Source organism: Radiobacillus kanasensis (assembly GCF_021049245.1).
GTDB classification, from domain to species: domain Bacteria; phylum Bacillota; class Bacilli; order Bacillales; family Amphibacillaceae; genus Radiobacillus; species Radiobacillus kanasensis.
Map to the genome: position 1 here is coordinate 1,881,897 of NZ_CP088020.1, position 23,868 is coordinate 1,905,764.

At 37.2% G+C, this 23,868-nt stretch carries 26 protein-coding genes and 1 riboswitch; of the genes, 18 read left to right on the forward strand and 8 right to left on the reverse strand.

Features of this window, described 5'->3' with window-relative positions; all coding sequences use genetic code 11:
• The first annotated feature begins 123 nt into the window (after nt 1-123).
• Genes KO561_RS09740 through KO561_RS09755 form a run of 4 tightly spaced genes read left to right on the forward strand, consistent with a single transcriptional unit; the run spans nt 124 to nt 2,730 of the window.
• Nucleotides 124-1,092: an alpha/beta hydrolase gene (locus KO561_RS09740; protein WP_231096907.1), complete on the forward strand. Its 969-nt coding sequence runs from the start codon at nt 124-126 to the stop codon at nt 1,090-1,092.
• Entirely contained in the window at nt 1,082-1,873 is a 792-nt protein-coding gene (locus KO561_RS09745; RefSeq protein ID WP_231096908.1) for a YhfC family intramembrane metalloprotease, read from the forward strand. Before KO561_RS09740 ends, KO561_RS09745 begins: the two co-directional genes overlap by 11 nt.
• A 6-nt stretch (nt 1,874-1,879) precedes the next feature.
• Nucleotides 1,880-2,431, forward strand: coding sequence for a helix-turn-helix domain-containing protein (locus KO561_RS09750; protein ID WP_408004855.1), 552 nt, complete (start codon nt 1,880-1,882; stop codon nt 2,429-2,431).
• A gap of 47 nt (nt 2,432-2,478) precedes the next feature.
• On the forward strand, nt 2,479-2,730 hold the full coding sequence (locus tag KO561_RS09755) for a sigma-G-dependent sporulation-specific acid-soluble spore protein CsgA (protein ID WP_231096910.1): 252 nt from the start codon (nt 2,479-2,481) through the stop codon (nt 2,728-2,730).
• 162 nt (nt 2,731-2,892) lie between these two features.
• Here the strand turns inward: KO561_RS09755 and KO561_RS09760 are convergent, their stop codons facing one another.
• The gene (locus KO561_RS09760; protein ID WP_231096911.1) at nt 2,893-3,447 is read right to left on the reverse strand and encodes a C40 family peptidase; all 555 of its coding nucleotides are present in this window, start codon (nt 3,445-3,447) and stop codon (nt 2,893-2,895) included.
• A gap of 93 nt (nt 3,448-3,540) precedes the next feature.
• On the opposite strand from KO561_RS09760, the gene KO561_RS09765 reads away from it, so the two are divergent.
• Nucleotides 3,541-4,452, forward strand: coding sequence for a phosphatidate cytidylyltransferase (locus KO561_RS09765; RefSeq protein WP_231096912.1), 912 nt, complete (start codon nt 3,541-3,543; stop codon nt 4,450-4,452).
• 29 nt (nt 4,453-4,481) lie between these two features.
• Complete coding sequence (locus tag KO561_RS09770) at nt 4,482-5,339, forward strand: alpha/beta fold hydrolase (RefSeq protein WP_231096913.1); 858 nt, start codon at nt 4,482-4,484, stop codon at nt 5,337-5,339.
• 40 nt (nt 5,340-5,379) lie between these two features.
• On the opposite strand, the gene dapA is transcribed toward KO561_RS09770, so the two are convergent.
• Nucleotides 5,380-6,267, reverse strand: coding sequence for a 4-hydroxy-tetrahydrodipicolinate synthase (gene dapA, locus KO561_RS09775; protein ID WP_231096914.1), 888 nt, complete (start codon nt 6,265-6,267; stop codon nt 5,380-5,382).
• A gap of 143 nt (nt 6,268-6,410) precedes the next feature.
• Nucleotides 6,411-6,591: riboswitch (Lysine riboswitch) on the reverse strand.
• A 108-nt stretch (nt 6,592-6,699) separates the two neighbouring features.
• The gene (locus KO561_RS09780) at nt 6,700-7,158 is read right to left on the reverse strand and encodes a YaiI/YqxD family protein (RefSeq protein WP_231096915.1); all 459 of its coding nucleotides are present in this window, start codon (nt 7,156-7,158) and stop codon (nt 6,700-6,702) included.
• Nucleotides 7,159-7,239: 81 nt separating this feature from the next.
• Here KO561_RS09780 and KO561_RS09785 point away from each other — a divergent pair, with 81 nt between their 5' ends.
• From KO561_RS09785 to KO561_RS09805, 5 genes are all read left to right on the forward strand, one after another.
• Entirely contained in the window at nt 7,240-8,094 is an 855-nt protein-coding gene (locus KO561_RS09785) for a CvfB family protein (protein ID WP_231096916.1), read from the forward strand.
• A gap of 138 nt (nt 8,095-8,232) precedes the next feature.
• Complete coding sequence (locus KO561_RS09790; protein ID WP_231096917.1) at nt 8,233-8,931, forward strand: NAD(P)H-dependent oxidoreductase; 699 nt, start codon at nt 8,233-8,235, stop codon at nt 8,929-8,931.
• Between the two features lie 17 nt (nt 8,932-8,948).
• The gene (locus KO561_RS09795; RefSeq protein WP_231096918.1) at nt 8,949-9,131 is read left to right on the forward strand and encodes a hypothetical protein; all 183 of its coding nucleotides are present in this window, start codon (nt 8,949-8,951) and stop codon (nt 9,129-9,131) included.
• A 118-nt stretch (nt 9,132-9,249) separates the two neighbouring features.
• Nucleotides 9,250-9,741 carry a DUF1189 family protein gene (locus tag KO561_RS09800; protein WP_231096919.1) on the forward strand — a complete coding sequence of 164 codons (492 nt, stop codon included), beginning with the start codon at nt 9,250-9,252 and terminating at the stop codon, nt 9,739-9,741.
• A gap of 541 nt (nt 9,742-10,282) precedes the next feature.
• Nucleotides 10,283-11,302 carry a hypothetical protein gene (locus KO561_RS09805; protein ID WP_231096920.1) on the forward strand — a complete coding sequence of 340 codons (1,020 nt, stop codon included), beginning with the start codon at nt 10,283-10,285 and terminating at the stop codon, nt 11,300-11,302.
• A gap of 478 nt (nt 11,303-11,780) precedes the next feature.
• Here the strand turns inward: KO561_RS09805 and KO561_RS09810 are convergent, their stop codons facing one another.
• The gene (locus tag KO561_RS09810; protein WP_231096921.1) at nt 11,781-12,596 is read right to left on the reverse strand and encodes an ATP-grasp domain-containing protein; all 816 of its coding nucleotides are present in this window, start codon (nt 12,594-12,596) and stop codon (nt 11,781-11,783) included.
• A gap of 168 nt (nt 12,597-12,764) precedes the next feature.
• Between KO561_RS09810 and KO561_RS09815 the strand changes: the two genes are divergently transcribed.
• The 3 genes from KO561_RS09815 (at nt 12,765) to KO561_RS09825 (ending at nt 16,100) form a co-directional block, all read left to right on the forward strand.
• Nucleotides 12,765-13,568: an Fpg/Nei family DNA glycosylase gene (locus KO561_RS09815; RefSeq protein WP_231096922.1), complete on the forward strand. Its 804-nt coding sequence runs from the start codon at nt 12,765-12,767 to the stop codon at nt 13,566-13,568.
• A gap of 13 nt (nt 13,569-13,581) precedes the next feature.
• Nucleotides 13,582-14,418, forward strand: a complete 837-nt coding sequence (locus KO561_RS09820; RefSeq protein ID WP_231096923.1) for a deoxyribonuclease IV — start codon at nt 13,582-13,584, stop codon at nt 14,416-14,418.
• A gap of 209 nt (nt 14,419-14,627) precedes the next feature.
• Nucleotides 14,628-16,100, forward strand: coding sequence for a bifunctional metallophosphatase/5'-nucleotidase (locus KO561_RS09825; protein WP_231096924.1), 1,473 nt, complete (start codon nt 14,628-14,630; stop codon nt 16,098-16,100).
• A gap of 76 nt (nt 16,101-16,176) precedes the next feature.
• Here KO561_RS09825 and KO561_RS09830 read toward each other — a convergent pair whose 3' ends face one another.
• On the reverse strand, nt 16,177-16,323 hold the full coding sequence (locus KO561_RS09830; RefSeq protein WP_231096925.1) for a hypothetical protein: 147 nt from the start codon (nt 16,321-16,323) through the stop codon (nt 16,177-16,179).
• A 264-nt stretch (nt 16,324-16,587) separates the two neighbouring features.
• On the opposite strand from KO561_RS09830, the gene KO561_RS09835 reads away from it, so the two are divergent.
• The 4 genes from KO561_RS09835 (at nt 16,588) to KO561_RS09850 (ending at nt 20,832) form a co-directional block, all read left to right on the forward strand.
• Complete coding sequence (locus KO561_RS09835; protein WP_231096926.1) at nt 16,588-17,850, forward strand: MDR family MFS transporter; 1,263 nt, start codon at nt 16,588-16,590, stop codon at nt 17,848-17,850.
• Nucleotides 17,851-17,921: 71 nt separating this feature from the next.
• Complete coding sequence (locus tag KO561_RS09840) at nt 17,922-18,362, forward strand: GNAT family N-acetyltransferase (protein WP_231096927.1); 441 nt, start codon at nt 17,922-17,924, stop codon at nt 18,360-18,362.
• 128 nt (nt 18,363-18,490) lie between these two features.
• Nucleotides 18,491-19,963: a S8 family peptidase gene (locus KO561_RS09845; protein ID WP_231096928.1), complete on the forward strand. Its 1,473-nt coding sequence runs from the start codon at nt 18,491-18,493 to the stop codon at nt 19,961-19,963.
• A 287-nt stretch (nt 19,964-20,250) separates the two neighbouring features.
• On the forward strand, nt 20,251-20,832 hold the full coding sequence (locus KO561_RS09850) for a cell wall hydrolase (protein WP_231096929.1): 582 nt from the start codon (nt 20,251-20,253) through the stop codon (nt 20,830-20,832).
• A 137-nt stretch (nt 20,833-20,969) separates the two neighbouring features.
• Here the strand turns inward: KO561_RS09850 and KO561_RS09855 are convergent, their stop codons facing one another.
• From KO561_RS09855 to KO561_RS09865, 3 genes are all read right to left on the reverse strand, one after another.
• Nucleotides 20,970-21,443, reverse strand: a complete 474-nt coding sequence (locus tag KO561_RS09855; RefSeq protein ID WP_231096930.1) for a DinB family protein — start codon at nt 21,441-21,443, stop codon at nt 20,970-20,972.
• Between the two features lie 163 nt (nt 21,444-21,606).
• Nucleotides 21,607-22,419 carry a ZIP family metal transporter gene (locus tag KO561_RS09860; protein ID WP_231096931.1) on the reverse strand — a complete coding sequence of 271 codons (813 nt, stop codon included), beginning with the start codon at nt 22,417-22,419 and terminating at the stop codon, nt 21,607-21,609.
• 204 nt (nt 22,420-22,623) lie between these two features.
• A complete protein-coding gene (locus KO561_RS09865; RefSeq protein WP_231096932.1) occupies nt 22,624-23,742 on the reverse strand; it encodes an AI-2E family transporter in 1,119 nt (372 codons plus the stop codon).
• Between the last annotated feature and the right edge of the window lie 126 nt (nt 23,743-23,868).

A 23,868-nucleotide genomic window follows, 5' to 3' on the forward strand; every position in this document is an offset into this window, starting at 1 on the left:
TTCAAAACCAGTCTTTGAAGGGCTGGTTTTTTTCATGTTTTAAAAAAAGATTGCATAATGTGAGCTAATCTTTTATATTATCATTATTGATAATGATAATATTTTCCGGAAAGGAAGAGAATTATGATTGAGCAAATCATTCAAATCTATAGCGAAAAGAAGTTAGAAGGAACCTTATCATTTCCAGATAAGACACAAGAGAAGTACCCGGCTTTATTAATTTTACCTGGAACGGGGACTCTAAACCGTGACGGAAATGATCCGAAAGGGAAATTAGAGTTAAGACTTTATAAACAATTGGCCAACTTTTTTTCCAGCCTTGGATTTATGACACTTCGATACGATAAACGTGGTGTAGGGAAGAGCGAAGGGGAGGCTGTAAGAACAGGACTATGGGATTTAGTGGAAGATGCTGAAGCCGCTTTAGAATACTTACATAAACAATCCTCTGTGGACCAGGACAACACTTTTGTGTTAGGCCATAGTGAGGGTACCACATTAGCAACAGCTTTATACGCTCGGAAGCCGTATAGCGGTATGCTTCTGATGGCGGGTGGTGGAGAAAAAATGGAAGAAGCCATCCATCGCCAACGAAAATTAGCCTTAGAAGACTTAGCAAAAAGCAAAGGACTAAAAGGGAAACTAATCAAGTGGTTGAACGTAGTTGAAAAAGATGAAAAGAAAAACAAAGCGTTAATGGAAAAAATCAAAACATCAGATACTGATTATATCCGAATACAAGGATTTTTTAAGTTTCCAGCTAAGTGGATGAGAGAACACTTATCCTATGATTTAACGGGGGATTTAGGAAAAGTTCAATGTCCGGTTCTTGCTGTAACTGGTGATAAGGATTTCCAAGCAGATGCATCGAAATTGAAAAGGCTACCTGAACTTGTTCAAGGCTCTGTGGAATACCACATCATTAAAGATATGGACCATTCGTTAAAAGAATATAAGAAGCTGCTTGATATCTCATCCTTTAAAAAAGATTACATCGCAGGGGCAGACAAGGATATTCATCCAGAACTACAAAAGATTTTCAAAGAATGGGTAGCAGATCAATTAGAAGGAGAGGTAGCCCATGGTCAGTAATCTTCAGTTTTCTGGAATGGCTCTGCAAGCCTTCATTGTTTTAGGGGGCGTCATTGGGTTATTCCTTTATATGAAAAAGAAAGATTTCGTATCGTGGAAAGCGATTGGAGTCGGCGTTCTTATCTTTTTTCTTTTCTCTCAAATTTTAGAAAAAATCTTGCATGTTGTTGTTTTAGCTCCAAGCGGTACCGAGTTAAAATGGAACTCTAATCCTTATGTATTTATGCTGTACGGAGGATTGGCTGCAGGCGTTTTTGAAGAAATAGGTCGTTACCTTGGCTTTAAATGGATATTAAAAAACAATCGTTCGTTTAAAGACGGCATGTCCTTTGGTTTCGGGCATGGTGGATTTGAAGCTCTATTAATTGCCCTGTTAGGTGCTGTCAATAGCTTTGTTGTGGCTACGATGATTAATTCGGGTACGTTGGACGACCTCATAGGTACAGGTGTAACAGCGGAGAGTGTGCAAACGATTAAAGAACAAGTCGTAAACACAGGCTTCTTTACCTTTATTCTAGGAGGAGTAGAGCGATTACCGGCCATTTTACTGCATATTGCCCTTAGCTTGCTTGTCCTATACGGCGTTCATAAAGGTTTTAGATTCGTCTTATATGCGATTGCCATTCATGCATTTGTTGACTTTGCTCCCGCCCTTTATCAAGCAGGTGTTATTACAAATCTTTGGCTCCTAGAAGTTTACTTGATTATCATTGGTGTTCTATCATTCCTAGGAATCAAACGATTAAAAATAGCATTCCAAAATAACATAAACCCCAAATAGAAAGAGGTGAAGGGGTTGAAAGAATCTAAAGCAGATTTGTTGTTACATCCAGTTCGAATGAGAATTGTTCAATCCTTAATCAATGGGAAAGGGTTGACCGTTCAACAAATGCAACAACGATTAACCGATATTCCGCAAGCTTCTTTCTATAGGCATTTAAAAAAACTTGTGGAAGGGGATGTGATCCATGTTTTAGATGAACGTCCCGTGCGAGGTACAGTTGAAAAGGTATATGCCATTCAAAAAGAATCTGTAAATCTCGGTCCAGATGAATTAAAGAATGTGACCAAAGAAGAGCATATGGCTATGTTTATGAAGTATATCGTAACTGTATTAAATGATTTTGAACGGTATATTTATCAGGAGGATGCTGATTTCGTAAAAGATATGGCTGGCTATCGACAAGCTACCTTTTACGCAACTGATGAAGAATATGTGGAATTTCTGCAAACGATTGGAAAGTCTGTTCGTACCTTGATAGAAAACGACCCTGGAGATAACCGAAAAAAACGAACATTTTCTACGATTGTAACCACAGATCACTCGCCGTCCTCATGAATATTGTAGAGGAAACGTAACATCCTATTCCTTAGGGGGTGTTAAGCGTGGATCAAAACTTACAATACCTGCATGAAGTTTTATCTAACTACACAGAAAATCACCAAGCTGTACTTGATATTGATCAAAATATGATGGAGCAAGGTTATTCAAGTGAAGAGATGTTCGTTCGAAATCTTACGGAAGAACAATCAAGGATTTTACGAGAAATCATTAGCAAAGAAATGAACCATGCTAATGAATCTGGTGATTTTGAAAGAGGATATCAATTAAATCGAGTGTTTGAAATCTTATATTAACCTAAAAAGAAGCGCTAAGGTGAGCGCTTCTTTTTCATTGAGAAACCAAACTTCATGTCCTGCAAGAAGAAGCTGCCCATTTGAATACACAAGATAACCTTTTAAATACGCCATCCATACATATTGCTCTGTTCTTATACAAGCTTAAACATGAAAAATAAATTAAAAGTGCTTGTTAATCGGCACGAATTCATACAGTTTTCCTTCGTAAATGAGTTCAAGCTGCTCGCTTTGGCGAAAATCCTCAGGCGTAATGAGAGCAGGGAGTTTATCCCATAACCGTATCCCTGATCGATTTAATATTTCGGCAACGAACTGAGAGCAAAAGTAAGAGTTACTAAATTCAATAGGTTCATTAATGGATACACCTAGAACTCCCAAAATATTATAAATAAACTTTTCCCCATTTTTGATGAAAACGTCCAAGACTCTTCGCATTTTTGTCACTTGTCTCGGCGTCACTTCCAACTGATAGATCACGCAACTGGTTTCCGGAAACTTGCTGTATGTACCGGTAATGACATCTTCTTTAACGAAACCACCCGTTAACGGGTTATTTGGTTTTTTCCTCCCAAAACTATACATGTCTGTCAATTCCTTATTAAATGAAATGGAAGCATGATTATAAGGTGCTTTGGTGTATCGTTTAATTAACGTCGTAAATAGAGTACCTGTATCTGTTAACAAAATATATACATAGGAATTTTCTTCATTCATTTTCGTTTCCCTCTTTTAAAAAGTTTCGAACTCCCTTATGCTGTAATTATACAGGAAGAAATTACTATATCCTACATATGGAGCGTAAAAATTATGCTGGAACGTCACATAACCTTAATTATCATATTCTGCGTTTTATTAATCGTAAATCTAGTCTTTTATATTATGATGAAAAATTCTAGGAATGACCATGGCACCCTTTCTCAACGTATGAAGACATGGTGGGGGATGTTCTTTATTTTTTGTATTGCCATCTTGTTTAACCCTTTGGTAACGATTATTTCATTAATGGTTCTATGTTTCTTTTCCTTAAAGGAATATTTCTCCATGATCAAGACTAGAAAAGGAGATCGTCGAATTTTCTTGTGGGCTTACCTAGCGATACCCATTCAGTTTTATTGGATTGCAATAGGTTGGTATGGAATGTTTATCGTTTTTATTCCCGTTTATGTGTTCCTGTTGTTGCCGATACCGCGTTTAATAGGGAAGGGGACCGTAGGGTTTCTTCGTTCCGTAAGCTCTACTCAATGGGGGATAATGTTGATGGTTTTTGGTTTAAGTCATTTAGCCTATTATCAAATTGCATCCCCAACCCATGGATCGAATCTTGTCCTATTTTTGATTGTTTTAACACAAGTGAATGATGTCGTACATCACCTTGTGTCTGTTTACCTCGGGAAGAAAAAAATTATTCCATCAGCCAATCCTCATGTTACGTGGGAAGGATTTCTAGGTGGATTACTTGTAACAACTCTAGTCTCGTTCGGTCTCTATACATATTTAACGCCGTTCACTCCTTTGTTTGGTGTTCTATCCGGCGTTATCATTAGTGTTGCAGGATTTTTTGGCATGCTAACGATTTCTGTTTTAAGAAGAGACTTGCTAATTGAAGATACAGTGAAATTAGAGAACCGTAAGGGAAGTTATTTAACAAGGATAGATAGTCTTGCCTACACGTCACCAATATTTTTTCACATTATTAGATACTATTTTGATTTTATGTGACAACTACATAACTAGAGAGGAATAGTTTCATGAAAAATTGGAAAAGACAGATCATCTCAACAGCTCGTGGGTACTTTGAAATCTTTGTGAAAGGGAAGGGATCCCCACTTTGTGTTACTCATCTATACTCAGAATTTAATGAGTCCGGGGATTATTTTGCCGACTCATTTACAGAAACAAATACAGTGTATCTAGTTAATCTGCGTGAGACTGGAATGTCCGAAAAAGCAAAAAATTCTTATGAATTAAGTATGTTAGAAACCATTTTTGATTTAGAAGCCATTCGCGAGCAACTAGGAGAGAAGAAGTGGGCATTTGCTGGTCACTCAACAGGGGGGATGTTAGGTATTGTTTACGGCATTTATTTTAGTGAAAAACTTTCATTTAGTGTTATCGTTGGCGCAGCAGCAAGAGAGTACATGACGTTTTCAGAGGATTGTATCTACAATCCTGCTCACGTAAACTTTCATAGAATGCAACAACTAAACGTGACATTAAAGAATCCTAACCTTGTAGAAGAAGAAAGGCAAACACTTCAGAGGGAGAGAGTCTCGTATTCCTTATATGAACCAGAACGTTATGAAGAGTTATTTTGTAAACCAATTCAAAAGAAAATGTCATCGATTAGAATGGATTATTTTAACCGAGAAATTCAGTTATTTGATGTTACTAAGAAGTTAAAGTTTATAATAAACCGAACCCTTATTATGTGTGGAGCTCATGATGTTCAATGTCCTCTAACCTATTCAGAGGAAATGGCCCGGCTCATCCCTTTTTCTAATTTAGTCGTGTTTCAAAGAAGTAATCATTATCCTTTCCTAGAAGAGGAAGACGAGTTTAAAAAGCAATATATTTCTTTTCTCCAAAAATATAGCTTTCAAAAGTAAAGAAGAGGCTCCAAATATCGGGGCCTCTTTCGTTAATATATTAGCTCACACTATAACTAGTTAAAAAGTGTAGTGTTTGTTGTAAGACTTGTTTTTCTTGTTGGTTCAATGGAATAAGTGGGAGTCTAACAGATCCAACGTCAATTCCGGAAAGGTTCAATGCTTCTTTAACAGCCGTTGGATTTGGTGCCATAAATAAAGCTTTTATCACAGGCTGAATATTTTGGTGAATGGTAGACGCTGACTGTATATCACCATTAAAGAATCGTTGTACCATATCTTTCATTTCATTCCCAATGACATGAGAAGCAACTGAAACAATACCAGCACCGCCAATAGAGAGAATTGGCAACGTTAATCCATCATCTCCGCTATATAGCTGGAAGGATGCATCTGTTTCTCGAATGATCTCTGTCATAGCGTCTAAGTTTCCACTCGCTTCCTTCACACAAACGATGTTGTCGATGTAAGATAAGCGAATGATCGTCTTTGGATCCAAGCCAACAGCACTTCTTCCTGGAATGTTATAAAGCATAACAGGTAGGGTAGTGACCTCCGCAATGGCTTTAAAGTGTTGATACATTCCTTCTTGAGAAGGCTTGTTGTAATATGGGGTAACGAGCATCACACCGTCTACACCCATAATTTCAGCTTGCTTCGTTAACTCAATAGACGCATATGTGTTATTGGAACCTGTTCCAGCAATAACGGGAACGCGTTTCTTAGCTACTTTCACGACAAATTGAATTAAAGAGATTTTTTCCTCTGTAGTCAAAGTAGGAGATTCACCAGTCGTTCCTGCGACGACAATAGCATCTGTTCCATTAGCAATCAAGTGGTTTACTAATGTTTCTGTTTTTCCATAATCGACATTTCCACTTTGGTCAAATGGAGTTACCATGGCTGTTAAAACCTGACCAAAATTCATGTTCATCACCTCTATTCATATTATCAAGCACCTTACTACTACCGATGAATAGAGGGTATCTCATCACAACGTAAAACTGTTAACAAGCAAAAAAGCACCAACGAAGGCTCTCGTTGCTGCATCACTTATATCCACATTATGATGCGTGAGATAGCCCTCCATATAGCAACTGCTATATGACAGCTCTGCATTTATTTAATACAGAACCAGTGGGTAGAATGATGAGCTTCTACTCACTTCGGCATATTCCCCTTTCAGCGACGTTCAATGGAGCTCATTCTCCTCATGTTGCCTACTCTTGGTCAATGCACCTCTATCCTCACTTCAAAGGTTTATTGAAGTAAAGCATATTTATTTGTACTCCAACTGTACCAGACTTATAGGACCTTTGCAATGGAATCATAAGAAATTATCCCAATTGATGCTAACATTTTACTGAGGCTTGTGTGCCTCCATTGTTAGAACCTTTACAAATTTATCTCGGAATGCGTTTCGATCTTCTTCTGTAAAGGCTTTTGGTCCTTTTGTTCTTTTTCCACTCTTTCGAAGCTTTGCTTGTGCATGTCTAGAATCTAACAGCTGATCTATGGTAGTGTTAGAATAGACAAACCCTTTATGATGGAGTACGATACATGCTTTTGCTAAAGCGAGAGATGCTAGTCCATAATCTTGTGTCACAATAATGTCATGTCGTTTTGCCAATAGCATAATTCGATAATCTACAGAGTCTGCACCAGTATCTACATATATAGTCTTCGAAGTTGTGCTATCATTTTGTGGGGAGTAGTGCGCATAACTTTTTACAAATGTAACGGGAATACCAAAGGAAGCTGCTTCCTGTTCAATAATTTCTTTTACAGGACAAGCGTCTGCATCTACATAAATGTTCATGACGAACTCCTTTCTCGTTAAGGATGAATAATTCTATTATACATTTACACCATTTTAGGAACAAAGAAATGAGGATTTGATATGAAAACAAACGCTGGAACGATTCAACATTTAAAGGTAATTCGTAAAATAGACACGGGCTATGTACTAGGAGGGTTAGAACAAGATGTCCTCTTACACCAAAAAGAAGTAGAAACGCCTTTAGAGGTGGAGGAAGAAGTTCGTGTCTTTCTTTATCAAAATAAAAAGGGGCAAGTTGTTGCCACTACAACGATTCCCAATGTACGAACAGATACGTATGACTGGGCGGAAGTAGTGGAAGTTGTCAAGGATTTAGGGGTATTCGTAAATATAGGGATATCGAAAGGGATATTAGTTTCAAAGGATGATCTGCCAATAGTAGAACGTGTTTGGCCTAAGATAGGCGACATGCTTTATGTGACGCTCGACTTTGACAAAAAGGGACGTATGTTAGCCTTACCTTTAACGGAAGGCGTTTTTGAAGGGGAGTGGGAAAATGCTCCCGCTACTTTATTTAACCAGCCTGTGAAAGGGAGAATATACCGATCGAGCAAAGAGGGAGCGGTCCTTTTAACAGAAGAGGGCTATCGTGGCTTTATTCACCATACGGAAAGAAAAAAAGAGCCACGTTTAGGGGAATGGGTAGAAGGCAGAGTCATTGAGGTGAAGAAAGATGGCACCATCAACGTTTCCTTACGTCCCCTTAAACAAGTGGGGATGATCGATGACGCGGAAACCATATTAGAATATCTAGATGATTATGATGGTGTCATGTCTTTCACTGATAAAAGTGATCCTGAGCTTATCCAGAAAACATTTAAGATAAGTAAAGCAGCATTTAAACGTGCACTCGGAAAGCTGATGAAAGAAGGCAAGGTGGAGCAAAGAGATGGGAAAACGTATTTGAAAGAATAAATATAATAAGATAAAGGTAAAAATGAAAAGATTTAAGAATGCAAAAAAAGATAGGATACTAACTGTATCTGTTATTTGGACATTAGTGATAGTTGCTCTGGAAAATAGCAGAATGAAGATGCAGTAGGAGGTTCTAAAGTGCGAACATTATTAATCGTATCTCACCCTGATATTATCGATTCGTATAGCCATCCATTTTTTCTAAATTCCCTAAAAAATTTTGAAGATGTGACGGTTCACCATTTAGAAAACATGTATTCTGATGGAATTATTGATGTGAAGAAGGAACAGGATCTACTAAAAGGACACGATAGAATAATTTTTCAGTTCCCTTTTTATTGGTACAGTTCCCCGCCCTTTCTAAAGCATTGGCAAGATGTTGTGTTGGAAGAAGGAGTGACCCATGGCCCAAGAGGGGGTATCTTGGACGGGAAAGAATTCGGACTGATATTAATGATTGGAGTTGCAGAATCGGAATATCAGGCAGGTGGAAATGAGCAATATTCCATTAGTGAGCTAACAAAACCGTTTCAAGCTCTGGCAAATAAGACGAGGATGCATTACCTTCCGCCGTTAGAAATTTTCCAATTTGCATATTTAGAAGATAATCAGAAAATGGAGTTGTTAATTCGATATTGGCAAAAACTTACCATGGAAAACAGTAAAAGCCTGGTAACAAGGGAAAAATGGTTATATGATAAATTAGAATTTAGTATAAACAACAACCAACATTTGAACGATCGAGAAACTATAGAATTTGCAATGAACATTCTTGAAGAGAACCAAACAACGATAAATAATTTAAAAATAGTACTTGATCAAATGTATCATCGATAAGTTGAGGTGGATATGCTGTGGAGCAGGGTACATGGATTCATAGTGAATTACAACGATTATTTGAAAAGACCAATGATTACAATCAGCGGGTTCTGATAAAAGCTACTCAAGATATAATAAAAGAGCAGGAAAAACGAATTTATCAGATGGAAAATGAGATAGAGGGAACGATTTGGAGTCCTAAAAGATGGGGCGAGTGAACGATTTTAAAAGCCCCATTTTTAGATAGGGACACTCATTATAAGAATGTTTATAAAATTTCGGGTTGAAAAAATAGGAGCCCTTCCTATTACTGGGTATCCAAAGGTGAGGAAAGAGATGCAGTTTATATACATATTGAAAAATAGCTTGTTATTACCTAGAAAAGAGGCTCTTTTTCGTTTGAATCGGGTAAGTATGAGAAATACAATTGTCTATATTTTCTTCCTTATGTTACTTTTACATCTTCCGGATATTGTGGGAGCTTTAATGACAATTGATGAGAATGCTGAGATTCCAAAAGAAATTTTTATTTTAAATCTAATCGTGTCTTATCCTTTATTATTAATTTTATCTACCTTTTTGGGTGTTTCCATATTGGCTGCTATTTCGTTACTGTTAATAATTTTTCTGAAAAGAAAGCTAGCCTATCATTACTTATGGAAAATAACTACATATGCGTTGACAATTCCTTATATGATTTATAAGTTACTGTTAAATAACTTGGAATTAACAGGGTATTTGGCCGAAGTAATTTCACTGTCCATCCTTTATTATATTATGTATAAAATAATTACGATTTATCCAAAAAAAGAAGGAAAAAGATTCTAAGAAGGAAGGGGATTTCTTGTTAGGATTTATAGTTGAAAAGACTGCTGGACAAAACTATAACTTCTACACCTAAAGTAGGTTGATTACCAGGGTAAGAAACTTAAAGCGGAAAGCGACTGCCCGCAGCTGATTACAGCCATTGAAATGTACCACCTCGGACACAGTATTTACCACCTAATGACAGACTTTCCACAACTGCAATCTTTGGTAATCAAAAATGTGATAAAAAAATTTGTTGATTTTCAATAAGAACGATCTTTCACAATCTTGCCTTATAAGTCCTGTATTACATAGTAGACTGATACTGTGCATTAAATATCTTCGTCTTTGAAAGTATTTGTTTTACAGTAAAGAAGCTTTATTTAACCGTTAGTTTTGAATCATCGCACTACTATTTTGAAGATATGAACTCGAGATAAATAACCGATTCTTCTAATTAGCAAAAAATTCATAAAAAGGCCATCAATCGTATACGTTCCATTATGTGGTAGAATGGTTATATTTATAACAATTTAACTATTTGACAGTAGGGGGATTCATAATGGTTCTAGGATTGAAGACAAGATCATTCGGGACTAGATTAGAGGGGATTGACACTTATTTCTTCAGCTATGAAAGTAAGTGGGATACAGATTATTTTACTGACCATGATTTTGAAAATAACGAACGCCTTTTTATTATCAAGCATCCACAACGCAACGAGTTTATAAGTCTTCTAGGTGAACAAAACACATATGTAATGCATAGGTTATTATTGTCTTACTTCGAATCTTCAATAATGTTTCAAGTGCTCGTTAGTAAATTAAAAGAACTAAACAAGAAAAGGTTTGTTACTTTCCAAGATATTGAATCAAAAGCATTAGAATATAATATATCTGATTATAACTTCTTAATATATGATAGAAATAGCATATTAACAGAAGTAGATATACATACGAAGAGGTTTGAACACTATAGCGAACATGAAGAGAATCAAATTCAATCGCTATTGTTCTCTATGAATTTAAAGACTATACTCCAAAAGCATAATATCCAGTTTTTTAAACCAATTAATATAGAAAATGAAGAAAAAACAACTGGAAATATAAACTTATTAGTAAATAAAATGCTTCAGAACCGTGAAGTGGGTATGGTTATGCACAGTTGGCGTAAATTAAATAATATTAACAGCACAGATTTTATCCCAGTTATAAGTAATATTATTGAATATATAAAAAAAGACGTAACTGATAATGGCACAAACCCAGATAAATTTAATGATACAAGTAAGCTTGAACATTTACTGTCTATAACGATGGATAATAAAAAGGAGAAGAAGTACTTTTTTAAAATATTTAACGATTCTAGTAATTTTGGCTTTCTATCAAGGCATGGAAAGCAGTTTTTAGCTGAAATGGTAGACATTAGTACTAATAAAACAATGAACTTTGAGAAAATTGTAACTGAAATTGCAAATAAAAGAGTACCTAACATAGATGAATTAAGACATATGTATAATGTATGGCATATTACAGTCTGTTTAATTTTATTTGAATGGTTTACAAACAGAAAAACTCAATAATAGTACATTATTTAAAATCTATAATTATAGGGGTTATTTAACAAATAGTTTTACTGCACAGTACAAATAAACTATTCAATAAAAAATGACAGCCGGGCGTATTGTGGAACATCAAAAGCCTATTCTTCGGTCTTCTTTAAGGAGGAATAGACTTTCTCGTCTCAAAAACATTAATTTTTCTCTATTGGTAAAATGTGTTGGCTGCGAGTGGTAATTTTCGTGGCAACTGCTGGTAAAAAACTTGGCAGAGATAGTACATTCATGTGGCAGTAATCAGCAGCGGAAAGCAACATTGTCCTCATAGAACGTTGATTTATCCTATATGAAATAACTAGTACGTCGAAAATTATTAGCTACTAAACATTAAAAAAAATCCGAACTAGTCGAATTCTAATTAAGAAATTTCAAACTAAAGTTCGGATTTCATTGTGACTAAAACACTTTTGTCATAACCTCTTCTACTACTAAATAAAACTTTTTATGATATACCCTTTAATGGTGCAATAGGACTTGTTGGGTATGGTGGCACTACGGTTCTTAGCAGATAATCATAGATCTTGGATTCCACGGAAATACCTCGTTCTTTAATTCCTTGATTACCGAATAGTACGTTAAATTCTAGGATGTAGGCTTTTCCATTAGAGAACAATACATCAAAGCCTGCATGGTTTATGTTTAGTTCCTTCGATACTTTTGCAACTAAATCCAATGCTTCTTGTGGAATAAAATCAAAGCAAATGTCTCCCCCTTGGGAAACATTGTGTAGAAAGGCTCCACTTGATCCCATTCTCCAATATGCAGTGATGATTTCGTCCCCAACTACTACGACTCGTAAATCTTTATCCTCATTTTCCAAGTACTCTTGTATATATAAAACATCTACTTTTTCCGCATAATCCAAAAAGTCCTGCTCGGATTGGATTAAAAATACGCCTCGGCCCATAGAATTCCGGGCTTCTTTTGCTACAAACGGAAATGGGAATGTTTCTAAAACAGAAACTCGGTTCGATTCCGTATTAGCAAGGATTTCCGTATAGGGTACGTTTTCCGGGCAAATCGTCATTAAGGCACGAGTCATCTCAATTTTACTAAACCCTAATTGGATTGTTTCAATACTAGGAAATATCGGCTTTTTCACTCCATATGCTAAAAAACTTGTTTGCCATGTTTCAGGAAATAAGAGACAATCCGCTTCTTTTAACGTATTCATTTCTTTAAAGCTATGATCGGGCTTAATATATGTGATCCCTGGAATTCCAAGGGTACGTAAAGGGTTAAAGGAAACTAAATTCATGTATGTTCCGCTCCTTTAAATGATGTAGGAAACGAGAAAATTATAGTCTTCAGGAAGGGAAAGGTCAAGATAAATTTTCTCTGATGTATTGGGGTCTAGGATCCTTACGATGATGAAATAGAAAGAGGATTGTTGCACATAATAAAGGAAAAAGGAAGGTAGGATTTCATGCCAGAGCTTCCAGAGATGGAACATTATAAGTTACTTCTTGAAGATACCATCAAAGGGGAAACGATCACAGAAGTGAAAATCACCCGTGAAAAATCAATTAATGTACCTGCTTCAAACTTTACAGAACGTGTAGTATCCGAACAGGTGATGAGTATAGAACGAAAAGCTAAACATTTAGTTTTTCACCTATCTAGTGGGGAAGTGTTACTTTTACACCTGATGCTTGGAGGATTTATGTTTTATGGCACTGTTGCTCCTGATCGAACTGTACAAGTTAGGCTGTCCTTCGGTGAAGATCATTTGCACTTTATTGGCCTCAGACTTGGCTATTTACATATTTTAAAGCAGGATGAATTGCAGAAAGAGCTTGCTGATTTAGGTCCAGAACCATTGGATCCAAATTTTTCAATCAATCAGTTTGTAGAAAGACTTCAACCCAAGAGAGGAAAACTAAAATCAACCTTAGTGGACCAACAGTTCTTATCTGGGATTGGTAATCGATACTCTGATGAGCTTTGTTGGCAGGCAAGCGTATTGCCAACTCGCAGTGTAGGTAGTTTAACAGATGAAGAGGAAATTCGTGTCTTCCAATCATTTCGAGCTATTCTTCCGCAAGCTATCTCAATGGGAGGCTATATGAACGAACCGTTTTCTTCTACGGATAAAAAGACAGGCGGATATTTGCCTCATTTTAAAGTGTACAAGCGTGAAGGCAATCCTTGTCCACGATGTGGAACGTCTATTAAAAGGGATGAAATTTCCTCAAGAAAAACGTTTTATTGTCCAAATTGTCAACATTAAAGGTAGGGATAGCATGAAATTAGGGTGTCACGTTAGCATACGACAGGGATACTTGGGAGCTGCTCAGGTTGCGAGAGGGATACAAGCTACTGCGTTTCAATATTTTCCTAAGAATCCTCGTGGGCTTTCGGTGAAAAGCTTTAGCCGAGATGATGCACTAAGCTGTAAAGAATATTGTGAGGAGCATAGACTCGTCTCTATTTCACACTCTCCGTATCCCACGGATTTAACTGCAGTTGGTGACAAGCAGAAAAAAGTTGTGGAGTCCTTAAGAAACGATTTAGAGATATCAAATGCCTGTGGTTCGGTTGGCGTTGTCGTGCATTTTGGTAAGAATGAACGAGGTAAGAATCCTCTAGAAACGTACCAACAAATTATTGATACGCTTAATCAGACTCTAGCCGATTGGGATGAACCGTGTAAAATATTGATAGAGAACAATGCAAGTAAGCTCGGTACAATGGGAACAACCTTAGAGGAGTTAGTCCAAATTAGAAGATTATCTGAATTTCCGGAGAGCATAGGCTTTTGCTTAGACACCTGTCATGCTTTTGCAAGTGGATTATGGACTGGTGATAATTGGAAAGAGCTTATAAAAAAAGGGGAGGAGCTAGGGTATTTGGATCAATTGTCCGCCATTCACTTTAATAATTCTATGTATGAAACAGGTTCCGGTAAAGACCGACATGCTAATATTCTAAATCATGGTCATATAAAAGCCGAGCAGTTTGAGGACCTTTTTCACACCGACTGGTCCAACGAATTCCCTTTTATTATGGAAACACCAGATGAGTTTGGTGTAACCCATGAACAAGAGATTAAACAAGTTAAGGATTGGCTTCCGTTGTAGGTTTAAATAACTAGGAGAATAGTAGGGTGAATAGCGCTATTTTCTCTATGAAACACAACTATGGTCCAGTATGGTAGAAATAGACTACATTCATTGCAAGTACTGCTTTAGCACTAGGGTTATTTTTCCCACACAGTTCAGATGTCACATTTGCGAAAAGCAACTCGAAGGACTTCGAACATTCGAAACGAGGAATAGAAGTTCAGCTATTGGGGATTAATGACTTTCATGGTCAAATAGACCAGTATCGTACGGTAGGTGGCAGAGAAGTAGGCGGGGCAGAGTACTTAGCAGCTTACTTAAAGAAATATGAAAAAACGAATAAAAATACTTTACTTGTTCATGCAGGGGATGCAGTGGGAGCTAGTTCTCCGACATCTGCCTTGTTGCAAGATGAACCAACCATCGAGATTTTAAACACATTAGGGTTTGATGTTGGTACGTTAGGGAACCACGAGTTTGATGAGGGATTAGAGGAATTAAAACGATTAATGAATGGTGGATATCATGAGACAACCGGACAATTTGAGGGCGCAAACTTCCCTTATGTTGTGGCTAATGTAGTCCATGAAGACACAGGAAAACCTATTTTACCTCCTTACATCGTTAAACGAGTAAATGGAATGAAAATAGGCTTTATCGGGGTTGTAACCCAGGAAACAGAACAAATCGTTGTGCCAAGTGGTATTGAAGGTTTAGCTTTCACCGATGAAACAGAAGCCATTAATAAGTCTGTAAAGGACCTGAAAAAACGCGGGGTAGAATCCATTGTTGTATTAGCACATAATCCCGCTAGCTCTGATTTCGCAGGAGGAAATCCTACTGGTGAAGCGGTGGAAATGGCGAACACCGTAGATGACGAAGTTGATATTATATTCGGTGGCCATAACCATGCTTATGCGAATACTGTTGTAGATAATAAACTAATCGTACAATCCTACTCGTATGGAACAGCATTTTCCGATGTAGATATTGTCATAGATCCAAAAACTAAAGATATTGTGAAAAAGTCGGCTTCGATTGTTACGACTTATCATGACCAAATAAAACCTGATGAAAAGATTGCGGAAATGGTTGATAAATATGTTCAAGAAGTAGCACCACTCATAAATCAAGTAGTTGGTGAAGCGGCTGAGCCGATTACAGAGAATACGGATGAAAGTGGAGAATCAGCACTTGGGAACTTAGTTGCAGATTCGCAAAGAGAAGAAATGGGGACAGATTTTGCCTTTATGAATCCTGGTGGAATTCGAGCAGATTTAGACGCTGGTCCAATTACATGGGGTGAGTTATTCACGATACAACCTTTTGGAAATACATTAATGAAAATGACGTTAACTGGCGACCAGGTTAAAGAAGTGTTAGAACAACAGTTTACAGAGAACGGTCAAACCATCTTACAAGTATCCGGTTTATCCTTCACTTGGGATAAGAATGCAGCAATCGGAAATAAAGTTGTGAGTCTAACAACTGCAGATGGCACTCCGATAGAAGGAAGTAAGTCCTATACAGTCACAGTGAACAACTTCCTTGCAACAGGTGGAGATGGCTTTACAGCTTTTAAACAAGGGACAAATCAAACAGTTGGGCCAGTAGACTTGGATGCGATCGTATCTTATATAGAAAGTCAAGGATCCTCTATTCAAGCTCCACCAACAAATCGTATTAACGTAGTAGAATAAAGATCGAAACCAACCGGAAATTACTGGTTGGTTTTTTTTCATTAAAAAAAGCCCTCATTTATAGAGGGCTTTAAAATTACATATAGTCATAAACGGATTCTTCAAAATAGAGCCAGTGATAATATTCGACCTGTTCATCAGACATTTTCAGTACTTCGTCTCTCACAAGTGGGGTTTTGTCACAAAGTAAGTTCATGATGTAGGTACGCTCAGATTGACTCATATAAAATCCTCCTCGGATAGTCGGAATCGCTTTCATTTATTATCTTTATTATATATCTCAATTTGAGATTAAACAAATACCAATTTGAGATAAATGAAGAAGACAATCATTCCCTTCTGTCATAAGCCAGAAAAACACTTGAAGTAGGAGGGGAACTCATCCTTGAGACCGACTCCAAATCCTGCTTTATTCGATACAATTGATTTTGTTTCCAAATTTATTTTTAAATTTCTATTCATCTGTACATACGAGGGAGGAATCGAGTTGACTAGATTTAGAGATTATCATCGCAACATTAAAATTCGTATTGTCCAAATTTTCTTATCAGACATGGTCTCTGGGGCTGTATTTCCTTTCATAGCGATTTATTTCTCGGGATATTATGGGTTAAAGATTACCGGACTTTTATTATTCTTAAATGTTATTTTAGGATTAATTGTAGGTTTATATGGTGGGTATTACTCCGACATAATGGGCCGAAAAAAACTTATGGTTATTGCTGGCCTTATAAGAATGGTGGCTTTTATGGTGATGGCTTTGGCCAATTCTCCAGTACTAACATCTCCAGGTCTGACCTTTGTAATGACTTTGTTAGTAGGAGCATCGTTCGGTTTAGATGGTCCAGCTGCCGACGCCATGCTAATTGATGTAACAAAGCCAGAGGAACGTAAAGGAGTTTATTCGTTAATTTATTGGAGCTTCAACTTAGCTTTTGCTGTAGGAGGTATTGTTGGAGCCTTAACATTTGAGCACCATTTATTTGAACTTCTTCTCGCCCTTTCTATTACAAGCGTGATGTCAAATATATTAGTTATTTTCTTTATTTCGGAGACGATGGAACCAAAAGAAAAAGTCGAAGTGGAAAAAGCTAACGTGTTTAAGAGCATGTTCCAAAGTTATAAAGAAGTTGGAAAAGACAAAGTATTTATCGTATTCATCATTGCTGGATTACTCATTCAGTCTCTAGAGAACCATATGGAAAACTATATAGGGGTCCGATTAAGTCGTGAAATTACGAATCAAGACTTCCTGAACTTTCAAGTATCAGGGGTTGAAATGGTTGGTTATTTGAAATCTGAAAATACGATTATTGTTGTATTATTAACCGTCTTCATTACGAGATGGATATCAAAATGGAAAGAAGAAAAAGCATTTTTGTATTCTATTCTGATCTTTACATTTGGGTATGTTGGAATCAGTTATTTCAACAATATTTGGCTCCTTTTTGCCTTTATGGCCATCGCTACCATTGGTGAGCTTATGAGAGTCCCTATCCAACAGGACTTTCTAGCGAGCATCCCAACGGAAGACAAGAGAAGTTCGTATATGGCTGTATATAGCATGGTTTTCTATGGGTCCATGATGCTAAGCTCTTTATTCGTATCGTTAGGGGCACTATTCGATAAGGAAATGATGTCCTTATTTATATTAGCCTCTGGTATTATTGGAATGTTAATCATTAAACGAATCATACCAGATCTCCAGAAAAGAAGAGCACAGCAAGCAGAGTCCACCACATCAACATAATGTGGTGGTTTTTGCATTCGGTACATACTACAATAGAGAAAAGTACGTATAGGTAGAGGAGGACAATATTTATGATCGTAAAGGCAAATATGGAGGAAGAACAATTTTGTATCAACCAATCTATACAGTCTTTTTCGGAAGGATTAGATCGTTCCATGACTGTAACAAAAGAAAAAGCTGACAAACTCGTACATAATGTAATGGAGAAAGGCGGATTTTATTTAGTTTACAAGGATGAAGGTTCTATCCTTGGTTGGGTACTACTCGGAAAAAATAAAGATTACTTTACGGAAATAACGCATGGTTTTATTTACGATTTATTCGTGTTTCCAGCTGGAAGAGGAAAAGGTATTTCTAAGGAATTGCTGAAAGCGTCGATTCAGTCCTTTAAAGACAGCGGTTTTGACAGCGTTCGCTTAAACGTTTTTGCCTCTAACTTTGCGAAAAAAATCTATGAAAAATTTGGTTTTGAAGAGCTTCAAACCATTATGGAATACAAGATTCATGAATAGGACTAGGTATGGCATGGCTTAATATCTAATTAAAATCGACAAAATCAGACATTTCCATATTCCCTTAAACAACAAAATCTAGTATATTTAATGTAGCTATATATTTTTGACAGACAGGGGATAGACCTATGAAGAAAGTCATCATGTTTTCGTTTCTTTGTTTGTTTTCGAGCTTCTTTTATTCATCTGCAGTTGTAGCGGATAGTGGGGATGAGCAGGTTATCATTATTTATAAGGATGATATTGATAAGACTGTCGTCACCGAAGAGGATGGAGAGGTCGATCAAGTTTACCATAATCTGAATATGGTAACTGGAGAAGTTCCTGAAGAAGCCATTGCTACTATTGAAGAAGATCCTAATGTTTTATTAGTGGAAGAGGATAAAAAAATTTCTATTTCGGGACAATTACTAGATTGGGGAATAAGTAAGACGAGAGTTCCAGAATCCTGGAAAGCTAACTATTACGGAAAAGGAGTCAAGGTGGCCGTATTAGATACCGGAATTGCAGCCCATCAAGACCTGCTGATAACATCTGGTAAATCTTTTACTTCCTATACGGAATCCTTTTATGACGATAACGGGCATGGAACCCATGTAGCTGGAATTATTTCAGCACTAAACAATGATATTGGGGTAGCAGGAGTTGCTCCCAGCGTGAACTTATATTCGGTTAAAGTATTAGATAAATATGGATCAGGTTATTTATCCGATATAATCGCGGGAATTAACTGGTCCATTGAAAATAAGATGGATATTATCAATCTGAGCTTAGGTACGAATTATGATTCAACTGCAATGAAGCAGGCTGTAGATAAAGCTTATGCAAGTGGAGTACTCGTAGTTGCTGCTGCAGGAAATAACGGTCGTGTGGATGGGATAGGCAATACTGTGGAATATCCAGCAAAGTATTCATCTGTAATTGCCGTTTCAGCAACGGATTCTTTGAATAGACGCGCGAGCTTTTCGGCACATGGACAAGAAGTGGAAATTGCAGGACCTGGTGTGTCTATCTTAAGTACGTATCCATCTAACAAGTATGTCTCTATGAGCGGGACGTCGATGGCAACACCGTATGTGACAGGAGTTTTAGCTTTATTGCATCAGGCAAATCCAACGGCGAATGACAGTACCTTACGTTCAACATTAGCCAAGACCGCTTTGGATTTGGGAATATCCGGGAGAGATTCATTATATGGATACGGCTTAGCACAAGCACCGGTGAAATCATTAACTACACCACAAAAACCAGCAGCTGCAGTCACAAAGCCTGTCGTGAAAAAAGCTCAGAAGAAATATACGAAACTATCTGTCTATGCGGATAAAAGCGTTTATAAATTACGTCAATCCATGACTGTAAAAGGACAAGTATTAGATAAACAAACTGGCAAGCCACTAGCCGGGGTATCTGTCAAAGTTGTTGTTACTCGACCTAAAGGGAAAGCAAAAACCATTACTAGAACAACCGACAAGAAAGGGATGGTCCGGTTTACCGTTTCGACTAATAAAAAATCCCCGAAGGGCTATTACAAATATGCCTTAACTGCAACGAAGAAAGGCTATCAAAACTCGACAGCTAGCAAAACACTTCGATTAAAATAACTAATAAGGACCTTCCACACGCTTTGTGTGGAGGGTTTTTTAGTGTTTATTTACATTTTAGCGGGTAGGTAGTATTTCCAGTAGGTTGGAGAGAGAAGAATAAATTGGTAGAGATATTCACACAATTCTCCTGTAATCAGATTGTAATACTGGATTAGAAGTCTAGAAATAGCTTATGTTCTTTCTGCTTCTAGCTTGTCAATGGTTTTATTTGGGGAATGAAATGAATCTATGAACCTGTTAACCTGTAAATGTTCCAAATTTGCTAGAGCAGGAGGATCATAGATATGAAAAAAATTCTATTATCTTTTATGTTAATTATATCATTTATGTCGTTTTCTTCTATTGCAGAAGCATCGAATTCTTATACAGTTCAAAGTGGAGATACATTATGGAAAATTAGCATGAAGTACGGCGTAGCTCTTCAAGATCTACAGAAGGCAAACAATAATTACTCGTCACAACTTTATGTTGGAGAGAAGCTAACGATTCCATCGTCTGTCTCTGCTTATGAAAAGGACTTACTAGCTCGTCTCGTGCACGCAGAAGCTAAAGGGGAGCCATATGCGGGTAAAGTGGCTGTTGCGACCGTTGTGTTAAACCGAGTAGATAGCTCTCTATTCCCAAATAGCATTAAAGGTGTTATTTATGAAAAATCTGGTGGTTACTATGCGTTTACACCAGTTAAAAACGGATACATTAATAAACCAGCAGACGCTTCAGCAAAGAAAGCTGTTGAGGAAGCACTTGCATTTAGAGGAATGGGTAGTGGTTCCTTATACTTCTATAATCCAAAAACAGCACAAAGTGCTTGGATGAAGTCAAGACCAGTAACAGTAACAATAGGAAATCATAGATTCACAAGATAACAGAAGGAGAGCATTCATTGCTCTCCTTTTTTATAGTTTAGCGTATATAAAATTTGCCTGGTGTGGGTAACATACTGCAATAGCCACGTCCAGCTCCAGTTCAGCTAACCGGGCGCCCCGAGCTTTTGTTCTGTATTTTATCCCCGCTTCATGGGCCAGGAGCCTTGTAGCTTACGAAGTAATACAATTTGACCGGTGTGGTAGGCGTCGTGCATCATCCAATCAGCAAGGTCGTTATACACGGGTAAAGAGCGTAACTCAGCTTCGGAAATCGTATCTAGAAGTTTTGCAATTTCATTAGCAATACGATGTGTTCGTTTTAACGTATCCGACCATCCAGCGGTATCTTCTGCGTGCCCAGGTTCCCCAAATGTTTCTTCATTTGTTATGTTGGATTCATTCGACTTTCCATGTAATCCTAATAATATAAGCTCATTCCAATAATTAATATGGTTTACAATTTGCCAGATTGTATTCCCACCTTGAGGGGGATTCCAAGCCGCATCTGTCGCCCCTAATCCTTCTAATGAAAGAGAAAGCGGTACGAACCATCCTTCCTTATCCCAGCTATATGTTCGCTGTTTTTTATAAATATCTAGAGATGATACCATGTTAGAACCTCCTTATTCATAAAAAACACCACCACGTTAGGAGTAAAGAAGAATACGTCTAAGGTGGTACTTTTTCCTCATTATACCTAATAATTAGAAAAAAGGAATGAAAATCTATCTGAAATCAGTACACCTTCAGGAGTGTCCACGCTTTCCTCAGTTATTATCCTAATGCAACATCTAAGATCATCATAACAGTAAACCCAATCATTAAACTCATAGATGCCAGATCACTATTTCCTTTTTCTTGTGAACCGGGTATAACCTCTTCCGCTACGACAAAGATCATCGCGCCAGCGGCAAAGCTTAGTGCATAGGGGAGTAGAGGCTGAATAAAGGTGACAGCAAGAACCCCAATGACTGCGGATATCGGTTCAACCATACCCGAAAATTGACCATACATGAAGCTTTTACGACGGGACATTCCGTCTCTTCTTAAAGGTAGTGAAACCGCGACCCCTTCTGGAAAATTTTGAATGGCAATCCCGATACCAAGTGCGATCGCACCAGTTAAAGATGCTGATTCAAATCCTGCAGCAACGGCTCCAAAAGCCACCCCTATAGCTAAACCTTCTGGTATATTATGCAGTGTAATCGCCAATACAAGAAGGGTACTCCTTCTTTTCTGCGAACTGTTGTAGCCCTCTGCTTGATTGATAGGTGTGTTCGGATGAAGATGGGGGAGTACTTTATCAATGCTCCATAGAAAAATTCCACCTAACATAAAACCAACGGCTGCTGGAATCCAAGCTGGATAGTCTTTACCTTCCGCCATGTTTAATGCTGGTGAAAGGAGCGACCAAAAACTGGCTGCAATCATAACCCCACCAGCAAATCCAAGCATGCCGTCCATTAATTTTTGATTAAAACCTTTTGTCGTGAAAACTAAAGCAGCCCCAAGTGCTGTCATTCCCCAAGTAAATAATGTAACAAGCAATGCTTGCAAAAGTGGAGATAATTCTAGAAATCCATCCATAAGCTGTATCTCCTTTCCAACTATTCAACTGTATAAAAATAGGCATTTGTAGCCTATGCAATTTCTTTGAAAATGTTTCTCTTAGGCAATTAGTTTATACCTACAAGCATATACGGTCAATAAATACATGTCATGTACACAAAGTAAAACCCTAATGATTCGTTACCGTTCATTAGGGATTTTTTTAGTGTAATATGTGATTTTTTAAGTACTAGATTCCGAATGAACCCTCCGTTTTGCTTCTTTTCTAGCTTTCAAAAACTTCATAACATTTAAAACAATGGTCTTGACTGTTGCATAGGTTGGTACGGCTAATATCATACCTAATACTCCTGCTAAATTACCTGCTGCAAGTAACAATATAATGATAGTTGCCGGATGCGTGTCTAGACTTTTCCCAAGTATAAGGGGAGAAAGAAAGTTTCCTTCTATTTGCTGCGCTACTACAAGAATGATCAAAACGAACAAAGCTTTTGTTGGAGAATCAAACAAGGCAACAATTACGGCAGGGGCTCCACCAATTAGTGGACCAATATAAGGAATGATATTGGTAAAGGCTACCGTTATTGCCAATACAAACGCATATGGCAGATCAATGATGAGATAACCGATTAAGGAAATAAATCCAACAAATAAGCCTACGGTAACCTGTCCTTGAAGATAAGCAGAAAGGGTACTACTGGTTTCTTTTAGGATGGTAAGCCCTTCTTTTCTATATTCCTCAGGGATAAACTTGGAAACCGCATTAGGAAACTTATGCCCATCTTTAAACATATAGAATAATAACAATGGGACTGTAGCAATTATGATAGCCAAGTTTGTTACGACACTTAGAATGCCTCTAAAGCTACCAGTAATAATCTCAGGCAAATTATTCGCGAAATCAACTAGCTTTTGTTGTGCGTTATTTATTAAATCTTGTTGCTCGTTGATAAACTCTTTAAACTCATCAGATTGTGAAAAATTGTCGAAGTAGTTAATGGCAGTTCTTGCATAACTAGGTAGATCATTAGCAAGAGCCGTAAACTGCTTTGTGATGGTCGGTACAAAATTTGCGATTAATAGAGCAAATAAGCCAATAGATAATACGTAAATAATAACGATTGCTAAAATTCTTGGTACTTTTATCTTCTGTTCAATAAAATGAACAATAGGATTCAGCAATAAATATAAGAACGTTGTAATTAAAATAGGAAAAAACAGTGTTGTTATAAAAATACCGATAGGCTGAAATAAAAAAGAGAGCTTAGTCGATACAAATATAATTGTTAAAATCAGCAGAATTTGAATGAGCAAATATTGAAATCTTTTTTTAGACACCATACATTACCTTCTTTACCATTTAATATGTAGAATTTGATTATATCAGACAAGTTTGGTTACTAACAATACACTCTCACTATAAGAACTCTTTTTACGGCCTTTTACAGCTATTAGATGTTGATAGAT